This is a genomic window from Chitinophaga terrae (ex Kim and Jung 2007) (genome assembly GCF_900107795.1).
Classification (GTDB): domain Bacteria; phylum Bacteroidota; class Bacteroidia; order Chitinophagales; family Chitinophagaceae; genus Chitinophaga; species Chitinophaga terrae.
Genome location: NZ_FNRL01000002.1, coordinates 264,468 through 282,641, shown reverse-complemented (window position 1 = coordinate 282,641; position 18,174 = coordinate 264,468). Strand labels below are relative to the sequence as shown.

Annotated in this window: 14 protein-coding genes; 7 read left to right on the top strand and 7 right to left on the bottom strand. The window is 46.7% G+C overall.

Annotation, left to right across the window (positions count from 1 at the left end; all coding sequences use genetic code 11):
• Positions 1-2 precede the first annotated feature (2 nt).
• The 3 genes from BLV62_RS03285 to BLV62_RS29090 form a co-directional block, all read right to left on the bottom strand.
• The gene (locus tag BLV62_RS03285) at positions 3-746 is read right to left on the bottom strand and encodes an MlaE family ABC transporter permease (protein WP_089758668.1); all 744 of its coding nucleotides are present in this window, start codon (positions 744-746) and stop codon (positions 3-5) included.
• 63 nt (positions 747-809) lie between these two features.
• Positions 810-1,841 (bottom strand): hypothetical protein, encoded by a 1,032-nt coding sequence (locus BLV62_RS03280; protein WP_089758930.1) that lies wholly within the window; start codon positions 1,839-1,841, stop codon positions 810-812.
• An 86-nt stretch (positions 1,842-1,927) separates the two neighbouring features.
• Entirely contained in the window at positions 1,928-4,258 is a 2,331-nt protein-coding gene (locus BLV62_RS29090) for an NADP-dependent malic enzyme (RefSeq protein WP_089758667.1), read from the bottom strand.
• Positions 4,259-4,407: 149 nt separating this feature from the next.
• On the opposite strand from BLV62_RS29090, the gene BLV62_RS03270 reads away from it, so the two are divergent.
• Complete coding sequence (locus tag BLV62_RS03270) at positions 4,408-4,851, top strand: DUF4293 domain-containing protein (protein ID WP_089758665.1); 444 nt, start codon at positions 4,408-4,410, stop codon at positions 4,849-4,851.
• Between the two features lie 247 nt (positions 4,852-5,098).
• Here BLV62_RS03270 and uvrA read toward each other — a convergent pair whose 3' ends face one another.
• Positions 5,099-7,915 (bottom strand): excinuclease ABC subunit UvrA, encoded by a 2,817-nt coding sequence (gene uvrA / locus BLV62_RS03265; protein ID WP_089758663.1) that lies wholly within the window; start codon positions 7,913-7,915, stop codon positions 5,099-5,101.
• Between the two features lie 295 nt (positions 7,916-8,210).
• Here uvrA and BLV62_RS03260 point away from each other — a divergent pair, with 295 nt between their 5' ends.
• A complete protein-coding gene (locus tag BLV62_RS03260) occupies positions 8,211-8,792 on the top strand; it encodes a sigma-70 family RNA polymerase sigma factor (RefSeq protein ID WP_225889554.1) in 582 nt (193 codons plus the stop codon).
• A 77-nt stretch (positions 8,793-8,869) separates the two neighbouring features.
• On the opposite strand, the gene BLV62_RS03255 is transcribed toward BLV62_RS03260, so the two are convergent.
• A complete protein-coding gene (locus BLV62_RS03255; protein ID WP_089758659.1) occupies positions 8,870-10,069 on the bottom strand; it encodes an acetyl-CoA C-acyltransferase in 1,200 nt (399 codons plus the stop codon).
• 166 nt (positions 10,070-10,235) lie between these two features.
• On the opposite strand from BLV62_RS03255, the gene rlmN reads away from it, so the two are divergent.
• The 3 genes from rlmN to BLV62_RS03240 are packed head-to-tail and all read left to right on the top strand — an operon-like array spanning position 10,236 to position 13,447.
• Entirely contained in the window at positions 10,236-11,279 is a 1,044-nt protein-coding gene (gene rlmN, locus BLV62_RS03250; RefSeq protein ID WP_089758657.1) for a dual-specificity RNA methyltransferase RlmN, read from the top strand.
• A 59-nt stretch (positions 11,280-11,338) separates the two neighbouring features.
• Positions 11,339-12,688 (top strand): pseudouridine synthase, encoded by a 1,350-nt coding sequence (locus BLV62_RS28750; RefSeq protein WP_089758655.1) that lies wholly within the window; start codon positions 11,339-11,341, stop codon positions 12,686-12,688.
• 6 nt (positions 12,689-12,694) lie between these two features.
• Positions 12,695-13,447 (top strand): RluA family pseudouridine synthase, encoded by a 753-nt coding sequence (locus BLV62_RS03240; protein ID WP_089758653.1) that lies wholly within the window; start codon positions 12,695-12,697, stop codon positions 13,445-13,447.
• A 307-nt stretch (positions 13,448-13,754) separates the two neighbouring features.
• Here the strand turns inward: BLV62_RS03240 and BLV62_RS03235 are convergent, their stop codons facing one another.
• Together BLV62_RS03235 and BLV62_RS03230 are read right to left on the bottom strand one after the other, a co-directional pair.
• Positions 13,755-14,390: a peroxiredoxin gene (locus tag BLV62_RS03235; RefSeq protein WP_089758651.1), complete on the bottom strand. Its 636-nt coding sequence runs from the start codon at positions 14,388-14,390 to the stop codon at positions 13,755-13,757.
• A gap of 391 nt (positions 14,391-14,781) precedes the next feature.
• Positions 14,782-15,387, bottom strand: a complete 606-nt coding sequence (locus BLV62_RS03230) for a hypothetical protein (protein ID WP_139169901.1) — start codon at positions 15,385-15,387, stop codon at positions 14,782-14,784.
• Between the two features lie 138 nt (positions 15,388-15,525).
• On the opposite strand from BLV62_RS03230, the gene BLV62_RS03225 reads away from it, so the two are divergent.
• Both BLV62_RS03225 and ade read left to right on the top strand, forming a co-directional pair.
• Complete coding sequence (locus tag BLV62_RS03225; RefSeq protein ID WP_089758647.1) at positions 15,526-16,524, top strand: helix-turn-helix transcriptional regulator; 999 nt, start codon at positions 15,526-15,528, stop codon at positions 16,522-16,524.
• Between the two features lie 24 nt (positions 16,525-16,548).
• On the top strand, positions 16,549-18,168 hold the full coding sequence (ade, locus tag BLV62_RS03220) for an adenine deaminase (RefSeq protein ID WP_089758645.1): 1,620 nt from the start codon (positions 16,549-16,551) through the stop codon (positions 18,166-18,168).
• Positions 18,169-18,174: the final 6 nt, after the last annotated feature.

Sequence of the window (18,174 nt, the reverse complement as noted above, 5' to 3'; positions counted from 1 at the left end):
GATTACAGTAAAATAGCCGTTAATGCGTAGTCCATGAATAATATCAACACACAGCTCACTACCACTGCAGTAGTGCTGGCCTTACCAATTTCCAGGGCTCCCCCGCTTACATTGTAACCATAATAAGCGGAAACGCTGGCAATGATAAACCCGAAAGTATATGATTTGGCCATGGCAAAGAATACGTTGTAAGCTTTGAATTCCTGCCTCAGGCCCTGCATAAATTGTTCTGATGATATGACACCGGATAATACCCCCGCTTCCTTTCCGCCGTAGATACCCAGGAAACCCGCGCAGCATACCAGGATCGGGATCATCAATACCCCAGCCAGTATTTTGGGCATAATAAGATATCCTTTGGTATTGATGCCCATGATCTCCAGGGCATCGATCTGTTCTGATATACGCATGTTACCCAGTTCCGAAGCTATTTTGGAACCTACCACGCCTGCCAGCACAATACTGGTGAGGGTAGGCGCAAACTCAAGGATAATGGTATCCCTTACAACCTGGGCAATAGTACTTTTAGGAATGATAGGGCTAACCAGCTGATAAGCTGTTTGCAGGGTTGTAACCCCTCCCATGAACAGGGAAATAATAAACACTATACCAAACGACCCTACGCCTATATCCACACATTGCTGCATAAATTGCTTCCAATACATTTTCATGTTTTCCGGCCGGGAAAACATGCCTTTTAGCATGATCAGGAAGTTTCCGAAATGATAGAAGAATCTGAACTCCATAACTGTTCAAAGATAGGAAGGACTTTTTAATTCATACCTTAATTTAAGATATATCTTGCCGGGTTAGCGCAAACTACTGACCAGCAAACGTTTCAGGCTGCGTTCAATGATCTCTCCCATTGTTTTGCAACGGGCAAATATCGGATCATGATAATATTCTGCCAACTCGCTCCCCAACTGCTGGATCTTTTCCGGGAAAGAGACCCTGTCGGTCATAATAACATCCCTCAGATCTTTGATCCTGTGCCGCTGGGTTTTAATACGGCGGGCTATAACGGCGCGTTCTTCCTGCTGGTACTGTTTCACCACTTCCGCATTCAGATGCCTGATAGCCAGTTCCACAAAAACCCTGTTCTCTTTAAAGAATTGCGGCATATACAATGTGCGCCGGCCTTCATAGAACTGCTGGTCAAAATCGATAGCGCGGATACGGAACTGTACATCATCGAAATCCGGCGTAATGTCGAAAACGAAATTATAGGATCTCATATCTCCCAGCAACCTGACAAAACAACGCTCGTTGAACTTCACAAATTCCTTGGCTATACGTTTCGGGTTAAACTCCGGCCTGTTCAGGTAATGCTGGATGAACTGGTCGCCAGGCACGCCTGCGATATGCTCTTCCACCAGCGTAGTACCATCTACCAGGAAGTTGATCCAGAAAGGCGAAAGAATATGTTCCAGCTCCAGGCCATATATCCTGCTGGCATCTGCTTTCTTGATATAGAAGTAGTCGTATACCTCGTTATAGGTATTCACAATTTTGATCCTGAACGGATGGGAATTACCGAAAATGCAATAGTCGACCCGCTCTATAAACAGGTGTTCTTCCGCCGTCTGATCTCCCCCCGCCTTCAGGATAGAATAGATCCTTTTCAGACCCGCATGGATGTTGGCTGCCATACTCTGGGGGTAAAAGACGGTTTCCCATAAAGTATCCACACCATTCTTATCGTATACGGCCACAGACTGATCATAGTACCTCAACTCTTCATACGACAAAGGTAACCTGACCTCCCGTTCGTATAACTTCAGATAGTTGCGGAAAGCTTTGTTGATGGGAAAAAAGATCTTTTTTCGGGAGATGGTTTGCATGGTATAAAGATAAAAAAAGATCAGCGAGAACATTGCATTTCCCGCTGATCTTAATTATAGTAATGTTAAAGCAAAAACCTGTGGTTCTATTTTTTCTTTTTCTTCTTGTCTTTCGCCGGCTCCAGGGCTGCTTCCACTTTCGCTTTGCAACATTTTTCCTGGGCGTCCACCACGGCAATGTTCACCATGTTCACGATCTGCCTTACCGTACTGCCCAACTGGAGGATGTGAACGGGTTTCTTCATTCCCAGAAGGATTGGCCCGATAGCATCGAAACCAGCTACTTCCTGCAACAGGTTATAAGCGATGTTTCCTGCGGCGAGGTTAGGGAAGATGAGGGTGTTCACTTCTTCCTGCAACAGTTCTGTGAACGGATAGTTATCTTTCAATATCTCCTTGTTGAAGGCCATGGCTGCCTGGATCTCGCCATCTACGATCAATGACGGCTCACGCAATTTCACTATTTCACGCGCTTTGCTCATCAGTTGCGCTTCCGGCGTCTGGCTGCTGCCAAAGTTGGAGTAAGACAACATCGCGATACGCGGCGTAATATTGAAGTTCCTTACTTCCTTCGCTACCATGAGGGTGATATCTGCAACTTCTTCCGCAGTCGGGTTGAAGTTTACGGTAGTATCGGCCAGGAACAACGGTCCGCGCTTGGTTTGGATGATGTACATACCAGCCACGCGTTTAGCTCCGTCTTCCATTCCTATCACCTGTAAGGCCGGGCGGATGGTATCAGGATATTTGCGCGTCAGACCTGAGATCAGGGCATCTGCTTCGCCGGTTTCCACCATCATGCAACCGAAGTAGTTGCGTTCTCTCATTATTTTACGCGCTTCATAGAGGTTCAAGCCTTTACGCTGGCGTTTTTTGAAGAACAGGTCTCCAAACCGGTGACGCATTTCTTTCACCTGCTCGCTCTTCGGATCGATGATCACAACGTCGTCAATTTCGATGGCATGTTCTTCCATCAGTTGACGGATACGCGCTTCATTACCTAACAGGATCGGGAAGGCTATACCTTCGTCATTCACCACCTGCGCGGCTTTCAATACCTTCAGGTTGTCGGCTTCCGCGAATACTACTTTCCTTGGATCACGACGCGCCTTGTTACCGATCATCCTGAACAACTGGTTATCCAGTCCCAGTCGGTGGTTCAATTCATGTTTATATGCTTCCCAGTCGGTGATCGGCCGGTGCGCTACGCCGCTATCCATAGCTGCTTTTGCAACGGCAGGAGCTACGGTACTTAATAAGCGCGGGTCAAGCGGTTTTGGAATGATATATCTTGGACCAAAGAAAAGGTTCTTTTCATTGTAAGCAAGGTTCACAATATCCGGAACCGGGGATTTAGCCATTTCCGCCAATGCATGTACAGCGGCCAGCTTCATCTCTTCGTTGATGGTAGTGGCGCGAACATCCAATGCTCCGCGGAAAATGTACGGGAAACCCAGTACGTTGTTCACCTGGTTAGGATAATCAGAACGTCCGGTAGCCATAATGATGTCCGGGCGTGCAGCAATTGCAGTATCGTAGGCAATTTCAGGATCAGGGTTGGCCATGGCAAAAACGATAGGATTTTTAGCCATTGACTTGATCATTTCTGCAGTTACTATGTTGCCAACAGATAAGCCGAGGAATACATCCGCGCCTTTCAGGGCTTCTGCGAGGGTAGCTATTTTTGATGATGTAGCGAATTGTTTATGCCTGTCTGACAGGTCTTTACGGGATTTGTTCAGCACACCGTCCTTATCAAACATGATAAAGTTTTCAGGCTTTGCGCCCAATGCAACATACAATTTCACGCAAGCCATAGCAGCGGCTCCTGCACCGCTTACCACGATTTTCACTTTCTCTATCTTCTTCTTTACCAGTTCCAGTGCGTTGAGTAATGCGGCAGAAGAAATGATTGCCGTACCATGCTGATCATCGTGCATGATCGGGATGTTCAGTTCTTTACGCAGCCTGTCTTCAATTTCAAAACATTCAGGACTTTTAATGTCTTCCAGATTGATGCCGCCGAATGTCGGAGCGATCGCTTTTACAGCAGCAACAAATGAATCGGGGTCCTTAGCATCCAGTTCGATGTCGAAAACGTCGATATCTGCAAATATTTTAAACAATACAGCTTTCCCTTCCATTACTGGTTTTCCGGCTTCAGGGCCTATGTCTCCCAGGCCCAATACTGCGGTACCATTACTGATAACGCCTACCAGGTTGCCTTTAGCGGTGTACTTGTAAACATTTTCCGGATCGTTGTAGATTTCTTTGCAAGGCTCTGCTACTCCGGGAGAGTAAGCGAGTGAGAGGTCCCATTGTGATTTGGTGTTCTTTGTAGGTATAACTTCAATTTTACCCGGCCTGCCCATAGCATGATAGTCTAATGCATCCTGCTTATTCAGTTTCTTTGCCATATCAAGTTTAGATTGTTGTTGTTGGGCGTGCAATATACGAAGTATTGCATTACCGCCATTTCCCCCTAATGTGTCAGATAACCGGTAGAACAGGTATATTAACCGTTAAAAAATACTTACTTTTACAACGTTAAACATTCACAAATAACATGATACAACGCATTCAGAGTCTTTATCTGCTCTTAGCTGCAGCTGCCTGCACTGCCGCTTTGTCTTTCAATATCTGGAAAGCAACCCTCTCCGGCAACCCTAATCCCGTGACTGTTAATGCTTCCAGCAACTATTTGCTCTTTGTATTATATATCATTATTATATTGTTGAGCGTGGTAACAATTTTCCTTTTTAAGAAGCGGAAATTACAGTTCCGGCTCACGATTTTTAACATTCTTTTTGCTATTGCTGCGTTGGCTTACCAATATGTAGTAGTTCAAAATACTGCCAATAAACTTAGCCAGGGAGGTACAACTATCGTTTCAGCCTCATACCTGCCCGCCTCCTTCCTGCCAATCGTGGTCATCATCCTTTTATTCCTGGCCGCACGCGGCATCTACAAAGACGAGAAGCTGATCAAATCCCTCGATCGCCTGCGGTAGTTTCACGCGGAGGTTTCACGCAAAGGGGCATAAGAAAGCAAAAGAGGCAAAGATTTTTTTTTAAGAGAAATTAAGATAGCAAAGGGGTTGAGGATTATGTTATATAACAAATCTTCAACCCCTTTGCTATCTTAAAATTCGCTTCGGTCCAATTTCTTTGTCCCTTTGCTATCTTAATTTCTCTTAAAAAAAAATCTTTGCCTCTTTTGCTTTCTTATGCCCCTTTGCGTGAAACCTCCGCGTGAAACTATTTTAGGAAGCGTGCAGTATAGCTTTCTTTCACGGATTTGAGGCCTTCGGGTACGCCGGCGTAGAGCAGGTTTCCTCCGTTGGCGCCGCCTTCAGGGCCAAGGTCTATCAGCCAGTCGGCGCTGCGGATAACGTCCAGGTTATGTTCTATTACCAATACGGTGTGGCCCTGGTCTATCAGGGCGTTGAATGAATCGAGCAGTTTCCTGATATCATGGAAATGGAGGCCGGTTGTTGGTTCATCAAAGATGAACAGGATGTGGCCCTGCGCCTTTCCTTTACCCAGGAAAGAAGCCAGTTTTACGCGTTGCGCTTCACCGCCTGATAGGGTATCGCTGCTCTGGCCGAGTTTTACATAACCCAATCCTACGCTGCTTAACGGGCGGATCTTATTGCAAACATCCTTTTCTTCTTTAAAGAATTCCAAGGCTTCATCCACTCCCATTTCCAATACGTCGTAGATGTTTTTGCCTTTATAAGTGACTTCCAGCACTTCGTCTTTAAACCTTTTTCCGCCGCAGCTTTCACAGAGCAGGTGTACATCGGCGAGGAACTGCATTTCCACGATCACTTCCCCTTCCCCTTTACAGGCATCGCAACGCCCTCCATCTACGTTGAACGAGAAATGTTTAGGCTGGAAGCCGCGCATTTTGCTCAATGGCTGACGAGCAAAAAGATCCCGGATCTCGTCGTACGCCTTGATATAGGTTACCGGGTTGGAACGCGACGATTTACCTATCGGGTTCTGGTCTATCATTTCAATGGCGGTGATGTCATCTACCGCGCCTGTCAATGCTTTATAGTTCCCTACTTTTTCTGCAAATTCTCCTTTGAGCTTCATCAGCGCAGGGTAGAGTATCTGCTTTACCAGGGTGGTTTTCCCCGATCCGCTAACCCCGCTGATCACTGTAAGTACCCCCAACGGGAAATCGACGGTGATGTTTTTCAGGTTGTTCTGCCGGCACCCTTCCAGTGTGATGGCCTTTTTCCATTTTCTTGTTTTAGCAGGAGGATCGATGCTGAGGTTTCCGCTGAGGTATTTACCTGTAAGGCTTTTAGGGTCTTTCAGGATCTGCTGGTAAGTACCAGCAAACACCACTTCACCCCCTAAATGGCTGGCAAGAGGCCCCATGTCGATAATGTAATCGGCTTCCTCCATCATCAGTTCATCGTGCTCTACTACCACTACCGTGTTACCCAGGTCCCTCAATTCCTTTAGCACGCCAATCAGGCGGTTGGTATCTCTCGCATGCAGGCCTATACTTGGCTCGTCGAGGATATACATGGAATTGGTAAGGTTGCTGCCCAGGGTCCGGGTAAGCTGGATACGCTGGCTTTCGCCGCCACTCAACGTATTGGCTACACGATTCAGGGTAAGGTATCCTAAGCCTACGTCCAGCAAGGTTTTGAGACGATGATTTATTTCCAGCAGGATACGTTTGCCGATTTGCTGATCAAATTCGTTGAGAGTGAGCTGATCAAACCATTCTTTCAGGTCTGACACCGGCATTTCTACCAGTTGCGCAATCGTTTTATCGTTTATTTTGATGTAGAGCGCTTCCTTTCTCAACCTCGCCCCTTCGCAGGTAGGACAAACAGTGCGCCCCCTGTAACGCGCCTGCAGCACGCGGTATTGCACCTTATAGAGGTTCTGTTCTACCATTTTGAAGAACTCGTTCAGCCCATAGAAGTATTCATTCCCGGTCCAGAGCAACTCTACCTGCTCGTCTGTTAATTCTGCAATTGGCTTGTGTACAGGGAAACCGAATTTACGGGCCGATTTGATCAGGGCCTCTTTGTATTCGCCCATTTTCTCTCCTCTCCACGGTGCGATGGCGCCTTCGTATACGCTTAACCGTTTGTCGGGAATTACGAGGTCTTTATCCAGCCCCAGCACTTGTCCAAAACCTTCGCAGGTCGGGCATGCGCCGTAAGGGTTGTTAAAGGAGAAGAGGTTGGGAACAGGTTCTTCAAACACAATTCCATCCAGTTCAAAACGGTTGGAAAAATGTATAGGCTCTTTTCCGTCAACTTCTATAAAGCAATCGCCTTCGCTTTCATAAAAAGCTGTTTGAACGCTGTCTGCTATCCGGTGCTTATCATCTTCCTCAAAGTCCTTTGCTACAAGGCGGTCTATCAATACCCAGGCTCCTTCCGGCACAGAAACTTTCTTCTGTTCCAGCAGTTCTTCTATCCTCAGCAAACTGTTGTCACTACCGGGAACGTATAAACGGGAAAAACCTTTCTGCAAGAGTATATTCAGTTCTTCTTTTGCATCACGTTTGGCGTGGCGGCGGAAAGGAACTATGATAAGTACTTTGCTCCCGGTTTTCAGTTTCAGGATAAAATCAACAACGTCGCTTACCTCGTGTTTTTTTACCAGCTGGCCGGAAACAGGCGAATAGGTTTTGCCTATGCGGCCGAATAACAGGCGCAGGTAATCGTAGATCTCGGTCATCGATCCGACGGTTGATCTTGGAGTACGGGTAATAACTTTTTGTTCTATCGCGATAGCGGGACAAATACCTTTGATGTAATCGACATCCGGTTTGTTCATCCGCATGAGGAACTGGCGGGCATAGGAGCTGAGACTTTCGGCGTACCGGCGTTGTCCTTCTGCGTAGAGGGTGTCCATAGTCAGGGAAGATTTCCCGGAACCAGACACACCAGTTACCACTACCAGCTTATTACGGGGAATACCAACGCTTACGTTCTTAAGATTGTGTACCCTGGCCCCTTTTATAAAAATATTGTCCTGCGGGCTAACTTCCTGAGGATCAATTGCACTCGTTTGTTTCTTAACTTTTGTTGCCATGACAGAACAAATTTACGTGAAAAGATGTTAGTTGAGGAGTTAGCCTTTTACAAACAGAACCCTAAATCGACGGAAGCTCACACCTGAAAAGGAAAAGCTATTTTTAATATTTGTTTTATTGAACTATTCTGTTATATTTGCATAGGACCGGATCTATCTCGCATGGGTTTACCGTAACAATTTTTATTCTAAACCAAAAACTGCTACTTATCGCTTAAACTCTACTTAATCAAACAACCGAACTGGCTGTAAAGTCTGTAAACTTATTTACTAACCCGCCTAGTTGTAGAAGTTTATGCAAGTAATGTACAAATTGTGCGATGAGCAGTTGATCACCCTATTCAAAAAGGGACATTCTTCCGCATTAGAAGAGTTGGTTCACCGTCATAAAGACAAGGTGTTCACCTCCATCCTGTTACTGGTAAAAGATCCCTTTCTGGCCGAAGACATCTTCCAGGACACCTTCATTAAAATTATTGATACAATCAGGGCAGAACGATATACTGAAAAAGGCAAGTTCTTACCTTGGGCAATGCGTATTGCACACAACCTCTGTGTGGATCATTTCCGGAAGATCAAACGTACGCCCATGATCAGAACAGGTGATGATAAAGATATTTTTGACGTGTTAGGTTTCAGTGATAGCTGTGCTGAGGAAAAATTGATTACCCGCCAGAGTCATGACCGTGTTCGCAGGATGTTGGACATGCTGCCGGACGAACAGCGGGAAGTCATAATTTTACGGCATTACGCGGAACTTAGTTTCAAAGAAATTGCCGATCTTACGCAAGTAAGTATCAACACAGCATTGGGCCGTATGAGATATGGCCTGATCAATCTCCGTAAAATGATGACGGAGAAACAAATCTGTCTATGATGAACCCTTTTTTTGCTTGCCAGCAACGAGCGGCCGGATGTAATGTCCGACCGCTCGTGTTTTATGGGGCGCCCTCATTATACTTTTTCGAATATAATTGCTGCGCCCTGCCCTACGCCCACGCACATGGTTGCCAGCCCGTAACGCGCCCCTGCCCTGCGTTTCATCTCATGCAACAAGGTTGTTGAAATACGTGCGCCGCTGCATCCGAGCGGGTGCCCCAATGCAATAGCCCCCCCGTTTACATTCACGATCGCCGGGTCAATTTCCAGGTCGCGCACACATGCTAACGCCTGTGCAGCAAAAGCTTCATTAAATTCTGCCAGGTCGAGCTGCCTGATACCGATGCCCGCCCTGGCCAAAGCCTTCCTGGTAGCGGGAACCGGGCCAATGCCCATGACAGAAGGATCTACGCCGGCAACGGCCATGCCTATCACTTTCGCCATCGGCTTCAATCCATATTCTTTCACTGCGTTCCCCGACGCTACCAATACCGCCGCGGCCCCGTCGTTGATGCCGGAAGAATTGCCCGCGGTTACCGTACCGTTCTTAACAAAAGCCGGTTTCAGGCCTGCCAGTTTTTCAATGGTAGTAGCGCGGGGATGCTCATCTTTCGATATCAGCACCTGCTCTCCTTTATCGCTATTGACCTCTACAGGAATAATCTCATCGTTCCATTTACCTGCATTGTATGCCTGCTGATACAGGGTTTGACTGCGCAGGGCAAAAGCATCCTGCTCTTCCCGGCCGATCTTCCATTGGTTAGCAACGTTTTCCGCTGTTTCGCCCATGGAATAAGGATGATAGAGTTCTGCGAGTTTGTTATTGATGAACCTCCAGCCTATTGTGGTATCAAATATTTCTGCTTTACGGCTGAAGGGCGCATCCGCTTTGGCCATTACAAAGGGGGCCCGGGTCATGCTTTCCACTCCCCCGGCGATAAACAGGTCGCCGTCGCCGCACCTGACAGCTCTTACAGCGTCCATAATTGCCTGCATGCCCGAGGCGCAGAGGCGATTGACAGTATTTCCTGCAACTGTAACCGGCAACCCGGCCAGCAAAGCGGCCATGCGGGCTACGTTACGGTTGTCTTCTCCCGCCTGGTTAGCTGCACCGGCTATCACATCTTCCAGTAAATTAACATCGATACCTGGTTGACGCCGGATCAGTTCCCGGATAACAATGGCCAGCAGGTCATCCGGCCTCCGGGTGCTTAACGCCCCGCCATAACGGCCGATAGGCGTACGCACCGCGTCAACAATGTAAGCTTCTTGCATTTGGTTGTTTTGGTTTATATGAAAATAAAGTATTTCCCCCGATCTGGTCAATTTTCCTTCCCGCCCTCCGGGATGTGCATAACTTTGTGGCTTGCAAGAAACAACGTATCTTTGCAGCTACTTCCGACTGCCGTAAGGCAGCCAATTGCTCATTTAACGGTCAATAATGAAATCTGACAATCAAAATATCCGACATCTTACTTTACCTGCATTACAAGAATATTTCGGTTCTATAGGCGAAAAAGCCTTCAGGGCCAAGCAAGTGTACGAATGGATCTGGCAACGTCATGCACAAAGCTTCGACGATATGACCAACCTCTCTAAAGACTTGAGAGCCAAGCTTTCCGAACACTTCGTATTGCCTGCAGTGAAAGTGGATGCCATACAGCAGAGTAACGATGGTACTATCAAAAGCCGTTTCCGCCTGCACGACAATCACCTGGTCGAGGGAGTATTAATTCCTACCGACAGCCGGCAAACAGCCTGTGTATCCAGCCAGGTAGGTTGCAGCCTCAGCTGTAAATTCTGCGCCACGGGTTATATGGACCGTAAACGCAACCTGGAATACGATGAGATTTTTGACGAAGTAGCCCTGATCAACCAGCAGGCCCAGGAATCTTATGGTAAAAAATTAACAAATATTGTTTTTATGGGAATGGGCGAACCCCTGCTCAACTATAAAAACGTATTGAAAGCGATAGAAAGGATCACCGCACCGGATGGCCTGGCTATGTCGCCGAAACGCATCACCGTTTCAACGGCAGGAGTAGCTAAAATGATCCGCCAGCTGGGCGACGATAAAGTACGCTTCAACCTTGCCCTTTCACTGCATGCCGCAAATGATAAAAAACGCAGCGAGATCATGCCGATCAACGATTCCAACAACCTGAAAGAACTGATCGCCGCATTGAACTACTTCTACAAAGAAACAGGCAACGAGATCTCCTTCGAATATATCCTTTTCAAAGATTTTAACGACAGCAAAGCCGACGCTGATGAGCTGATCAGGATCTACCGGCAGGTACCTGCCGACCTGGTGAATATCATAGAATATAACCCTATTGATATGGCGCTCTTCAGGAAACCTGATGCACAAACGGCTGAAGAATTTATGGAGTACCTGGCTAAGAATAAAGTAAATGCCCGGTTGAGAAGAAGCAGGGGGAAAGATATAGACGCCGCATGCGGACAATTAGCCAACAAAGGTTAATTCAACAACACTAATACAACAAGATCATGTGTTCATGATCAACTAATCTATAATACATTATGAAGAAGAATTTACCTGCTAAGAAGGGAAGTGGCCCCGCCAGGGACAAGAAATTTGGTAACGGCAACAAACCGGCAGGCTCCCGCAATCGTCCTTTCACCGGCAAAGACCAGGGTGAAAAGACCACTGCAAAAGATGATCAATCTTCCTCGCCTTTCAAGAGAGAACGCAAGTTCGGCGGAAAATCATTTGATAAAGGCGCCGGAGGTTTCGACAAACCAGACAATAAATCCAGGAAAGCTGACGACAAGCCAGCGTTCATAAATAAGTTCGACAAACAACCGGGCGACCAGGAAAGAACCGGCGGATTTGGCAACAAACCAAGGAAAACCGACGATAAACCAGCTTTCAGAAGCAAGTTCGATAAACAACAGGGCGAGTCTGCAGGCGATCGCCCGCTGCGCAAGCGTACCTATAAAAACGGCAACGACGACAGCGCTTTCCATTTCCACGGCGATAGCAAAAAAGGAGGAAAAGAAACTCCAAGCGGCTTTAACCGCCAGAAATTTTTTGATAAAGCCAACGAACGCTTTGCAGACAAACAGGAAAGGAAGATCCAGCGGAAAACAGAAACTTCAGGCGCTAAACCGGCAAAAGAGCCTAAACAAAGCAGTTTCGGACCCGGCGAAATGCCGCTGAACAAGTTTGTTGCGCACTGTGGTCTTTGCTCCCGCAGGAAAGCCGTTGATTATATCAAAGAAGGAAAGATCAGCGTGAACGGCGCCGTGGTGTTTGAACCGGCTACAAAGGTAACTGCCCAGGACGTGGTAACCATGCAGCAAAAACGGATCACGCCAACCAAGAACCTGGTCTACATCCTCCTGAATAAACCTAAAGGATATATCACCACTACCGACGATCCGGAAGGCCGCAAAACGGTAATGGACCTGATAGAGGAAGCTGCGGAAAACGAGCGCGTATACCCAGTGGGCCGCCTCGACCGCAATACTTCAGGCCTCCTGCTGCTCACCAACGATGGAGAATTAGCCCAACGTCTTGCTCATCCTAAACATAATATTAAGAAAATTTACCAGGTAGAACTGGATAAACCGCTTACCAAAACGGACTTCGACAAGATCCTGGCCGGCGTTACCCTGGAAGATGGAGTAGCAGTGGTAGATGCCCTGGGATATGTAGATCCGCGCGACAAAAAGCAGCTGGGTATCGAGATCCATAGCGGCAAAAACCGCATCGTACGCCGTATTTTCGAGCACCTGGGTTATACAGTAGAGAAACTGGACAGGGTTATGTATGCAGGCCTGACGAAAAAGAACTTGAACCGCGGCCAGTGGCGCTTCCTGACAGAAAAGGAAGTGATAGTACTGAAACATTTCAAAACCAATCTATAATCCCGGATGCGTTTAGCTGAACATATTATACTTGAGACACCCGATTTTGTAGTAGTCAACAAACCATCTGGCGTACTGACCTTGCCAGACCGCCATGATAACGAACTTACTTCGCTGATCGCTATCATGAAAAAAGCGTATGGCGAGATCTATACTGTTCACCGCTTAGACCGCGATACCAGTGGCATTATCCTTTTTGCCAGAACAGAAGCGGCTCATAAATATTTTTCCCAGCTTTTTGAAAGCAGAGATGTAAAGAAATTTTACCTGGGCATTGTAAGTGGAGAATTGGCCACCAAACAGGGAAATGTGAGCGAAGGAATAATGGAGCACCCGGTTCAGAAAGGCAAGATGGTAACCAACCGCAAGGGCAAGGCGTCGTCGACCGATTATGAAGTACAGGAAGAATTCGGACTGTATAGCCTCGTCAGGATGCAGATCCACACGGGTCGTACCCACCAGATCAGGGTTCACATGAAATTCCTGGGGCACCCCATTGCGGTAGATGAACTTTATGGCAGCGCCGAACCTATCCGCCTCTCTGCCATCAAGAAGAAATTCAAGCTGGGAAAACATACAGAAGAGGAACGCCCGTTGTTAAGCAGGCTGGCATTGCACGCTTCAACGCTGATGTTTAAAGGACCCGACGGCCAGGAATATACCATCGAGGCTCCATTGCCGAAAGACATGGCAGCCGTATTAACACAGTTGCGCAAACACAAGGGGAAGAGTTTCACGCAAAGCGGCCAAGAAGGCTAAGAGACGTAAGATATTTTTAATAAGGGACATAAGATATTTTAAGGGATATTTTAAGGGATATTTTAAGGGATATTTTAAGAGATATTTTAAGAGATATTAAAGAAAAAGAGAGGGGAAGATTGTATGCAAACAGTCTTCCCCTCTCTTTTTCTTATAAATCTTATATCTCTTAAAAAATCTTACGTCTCTTAGCCTCCTTCGCGCCTTTGCGTGAAATAAAAAAACGGGGAGAAATCCCCGTTTCGTAAAAATCAAAAACCAACCATTAAAAAAAATTTTATATAATAGCCCGTTAAGGCTTTATCAGCTATTTGTTAGGCTGAGGCGTTGTTCTCAAATAAGGCTTAATGATCTTGTGCCCTTTTGGAAAACGTGCCGGAATATCAGCCGTTGGCACTGCAGCGGTAACGATTACGTCTTCACCATCTTTCCAGTCTGCCGGGGTAGCTACGCTGTATTGTGCAGTTAATTGCAGTGAATCCAGCACGCGCAGTACTTCATGGAAGTTTCTGCCAGTAGAAGCCGGGTAAGTGATAATCAGTTTAATCTTCTTGTCTGGCCCGATAATAAACAGTGAACGAACAGTAAATGTTTCAGAGGCATTTGGATGGATCATATCATACAAATTAGCCACTGTTCTATTTTCGTCTGCAATAATAGGAAAAGTTACGTCACAATTCTGAGTTTCGTTGATATCGTTTATCCAGCTTAAGTGTTTATCAACCGGATCAACGCTGACAGCCAACACTTTAGTGTTACGTTTCGCAAACTCATCTTTCAATAAAGCTGTTTTTCCCAGCTCTGTAGTACAAACCGGAGTGAAATCTGCCGGGTGTGAAAAGAGTATTCCCCAACCGTCTCCAAGGTATTCGTAAAAATCAATCTCCCCTAAAGAGGTATTCGCTTTGAAATTGGGTGCTATATCGCCAAGTCTTAAACTCATGGTTTTGCGGTTTTAGAGAATCAAAAATAGCATTTTCCTACAAGATTTATAGACTTTTGGGCTTTTTTTTTACTTTTTCATCGTTTTTTAATATACAGGGGAAAAAATCGCCTTGAAATAGCCTGGTAACGGGTCTTAGAGGCAACTTGCTCCGCTATACTTTCCAAGAGAGAGGGAAATTTTTAAGAAATATGGATTTTCAGGCGCCCGGGAATGCGATAAAGCCTCAAAAAGGCTAAAGGTTCCTGTGGCTTTACCAGGAACCTTTAGGCTGATTAATCGGGGTCAACAAACAACAGGTAGGTTAATAAACAAACAATAGGCAAGGGTTATCAATGGATAAAATCAGGGGGTTAACAACAAGGATGTCAGGAAAATGGATACAAGGGGCTTAACCTTTAGAGGTATAAAATTGCCAGGCATAATAAGCCATACTGAAGCGGTTATCGTCTTCCAGGCCGGCCTTTAGCCTGGCTACTCCTTCCTCCAGTTCCACCTCCACGTATCCCAGGTATAGGTTATAGGTATCAGCAAGCAGCTTTACACCGTAGTCGATGGCCGCCGCTTTATCGTTCAGGGCGCAGGTTTCTTCCTTTGCAGGCATTGCCGGGCAAGCGGCAACACTTTCAATGAAATAACACAGGTCCTCTGTATAAGCGTCTAAATCGCCCGCCGGGCTTTGCAGTTGGAAAACCAGGTTATCAAATACCACCGGGTTGCCTAGTTCTGCTTCCAGGTCAATGATATCCGGCACCCTGCACATGGTTTCCAGTTTATGCACAATGCTCATCTGCACAGCTTCATGTTTGTCTAAACTGAAACGCAGCATCGTGTTCATTACTTCGTAGGTCGTAACCAGGTCGCAGGTTTTCCAGGCGCCGTCGGCCTGCAACACCTTTCCCCAAAGGGTCAAATAATTGGAATCGTCTAAAATTATCTGGCCAATTGAAATGGCTTGTACCTGCATATTTGCCGCAGTTGTATGTAGCTTATTCATAACCATTACGTTTAAGAACAATACAAAAGTATCCGGCCTCCACGCATAGAATTTGCGTAGTGAATATTTGTTTTAAATTTTTTTAATGACCCCCATAAAAGAGGGAAATATGTATTTTTATGACCTAAATTTTATCTTTTGCCAAAGAATAAAGACGCGGTGTCACGCTACCGGTGGATCGACGAACGCCTGCGCAGTAAGCAGAAACCTAAACCCACCCTTGAGAACCTCATAGAATATGTTTCCGATAAAATGGGGGTAGATGTATCTGTACGCACTATTCAGAAAGACATCCAGGATATGCGTCATGATCCTGAATTGAATTACATGGCGCCCATCGTTTACGACCGCAGCAGCGGTACCTACAGGTATGCCGACGAGAGTTTCTCCATCAACAACTCTCCTATTGAAGAAGCTGACCTGCAGGGATTGGAAATTGCTATCGGCATCCTGGAACAATTCCGCAGCCTTCCTGTCATCAGGCAGTTTGAAGACGCTATCCTGAAAATAGCCGCCAGCCTGAAAACAAACAGGGAAGCGCTGCAACATAAAGGATTAATAAAATTTACCCGCAGCTCACAGTATAAAGGCGCCGAATTTATCCCGGAAATTGTTGACGCCATCAAAAACCTGGAAGTAATACGCCTCGCCTACCAGAGTTTCGATAGGGATAAGCCTAATGAACACTGGGTAGAGCCCTATCATTTACGGGAATACCAACACCGCTTTTACCTCATCGGCAAAAGCCAGAAACGAAATGCCGTACTCACTTTTGCACTCGACAGGGTGGTAAAGCTATGGCCAACCAACAAATTCTTTGATGAACAGAATTTTGACGATGCCAGCTATTTCAAACATGCTATCGGGATCACGGTACACGATGCCGATCCTGAAAATGTACTGCTCAGCTTTACCCCAAGGCAGGGCAAATACGTAAAATCACAACCTATACATACTTCCCAGCAGATCGTTGAAGATACGCCGGACGAATGTCGTGTATCCCTCAACGTTGTGATCAATCCCGAACTGATCATGACCCTGTTAAGCTATGGCGCCCAGGTAAAAGTACTGGCTCCGGCACACCTGGCAGAGAAAGTAGCTGAAGAAGCAAAAGCAATGGCAGCCCTGTATCAATAGATCAGGATTCGTTAGCTTTACAGCATGAATACTTTCAACATTTCAGGCAACCTGGTAGATATATTCGCTAAAGACATCTACCCCGCTACCCTTCATATTACAGATGGCAGGATCACGAAGATAACCCGCGATGCACAGCCATATGATCATTATATTTTACCGGGCTTTACTGATGCACATGTGCATGTAGAAAGCTCCATGCTCATACCTTCCGAATTTGCCAGGCTGGCCGTTGTTCATGGTACGGTAGCCACGGTAAGCGATCCTCATGAAATCGCCAATGTAATGGGTGAAGCAGGCGTTGAATTCATGCTGCAAAACGGCAAACAGGCGCCTTTCAGGTTCTGTTTCGGCGCTCCCAGCTGCGTTCCGGCCACTACTTTCGAAACAGCCGGCGCTGCATTGGATGCAAACGCTGTTGCCAGGCTGCTGCAACGCCCGGATATCGGCTACCTTTCTGAAATGATGAATTTCCCCGGAGTGCTAGATCACAACCCGGAAGTAATGGCAAAAATTGCAGCGGCAAAAGCAGTGAATAAACCTGTAGACGGGCATGCCCCCGGGCTCAGGGGCGCTGCGGCCAAAGCATACGCCGAGGCTGGCATAAGCACCGACCATGAATGCTTTACACTAGAAGAAGCATTGGAAAAAATGCAGTACAATATGCATATCCTCATCCGTGAGGGCAGCGCCGCCAGGAACTTTGAAGCACTGTATCCCCTGCTGCACGAACATGCAGAAAAGGTGATGTTCTGCAGCGACGACAAACATCCCGACAGCCTCGTGGAAGGACATATTAACCTCCTGGTAAAACGGGCGCTGGACAAAGGGATTAACCTGTTCAACATTCTCCGTGCCGCCTGCATAAACCCTGTATTGCATTACAGGTTGCCTAACGGGTTGCTGAGAGAAAATGACCTGGCAGATTTTATCGTAGTAGACGATCTTCAAAACTTCAATGTGCTGGCTACCTATATCGGCGGGCTTAAAGTGGCTGAAAACGGCCATACCCTGATCCAATCTGTAGCCGCCACTCCTGTTAATAACTTTACAGCCAACGAAGTAACGCCAGCTGATTTCGCAGTACCTGCGGATGATAAAGCAACAGTAAAAATAATTGAAGCAATAGATGGTGAACTGATCACTAATGCTATCGACGGCACCCTGCCTGTGGAAAACGGTTTTGTGCAGCCCAACCTGGCAGATGATATCCTGAAGCTGGTAGTGGTGAACCGTTATAACCCAGCTCCCCCCGCCGTTTCATTCATAACAGGATTCGGCCTGCAGGAAGGCGCTATTGCTTCCTCGGTAGCGCACGACAGCCATAATATCATTGCAGTGGGAACCAGCGATGAGCTGATCGCAGCGGCAGTAAATGCAGTGATAAGGGAACGGGGCGGCATAAGCGTGGCCACCGGTACAGGTACGCAGGTATTGGCACTCCCCGTGGCAGGATTAATGAGTAACCTGGACGGATATACGATAGCTGAACAATACAGCCGGTTAGATCATGCGGCCAAAGCAATGGGCTCGAAGCTGGGCGCGCCTTTCATGACATTGTCGTTTATGGCGTTGCTGGTGATCCCACATTTAAAACTGAGTGATCTGGGCCTTTTCGACGGCGACCAGTTTAAATTACTGTGATCACCT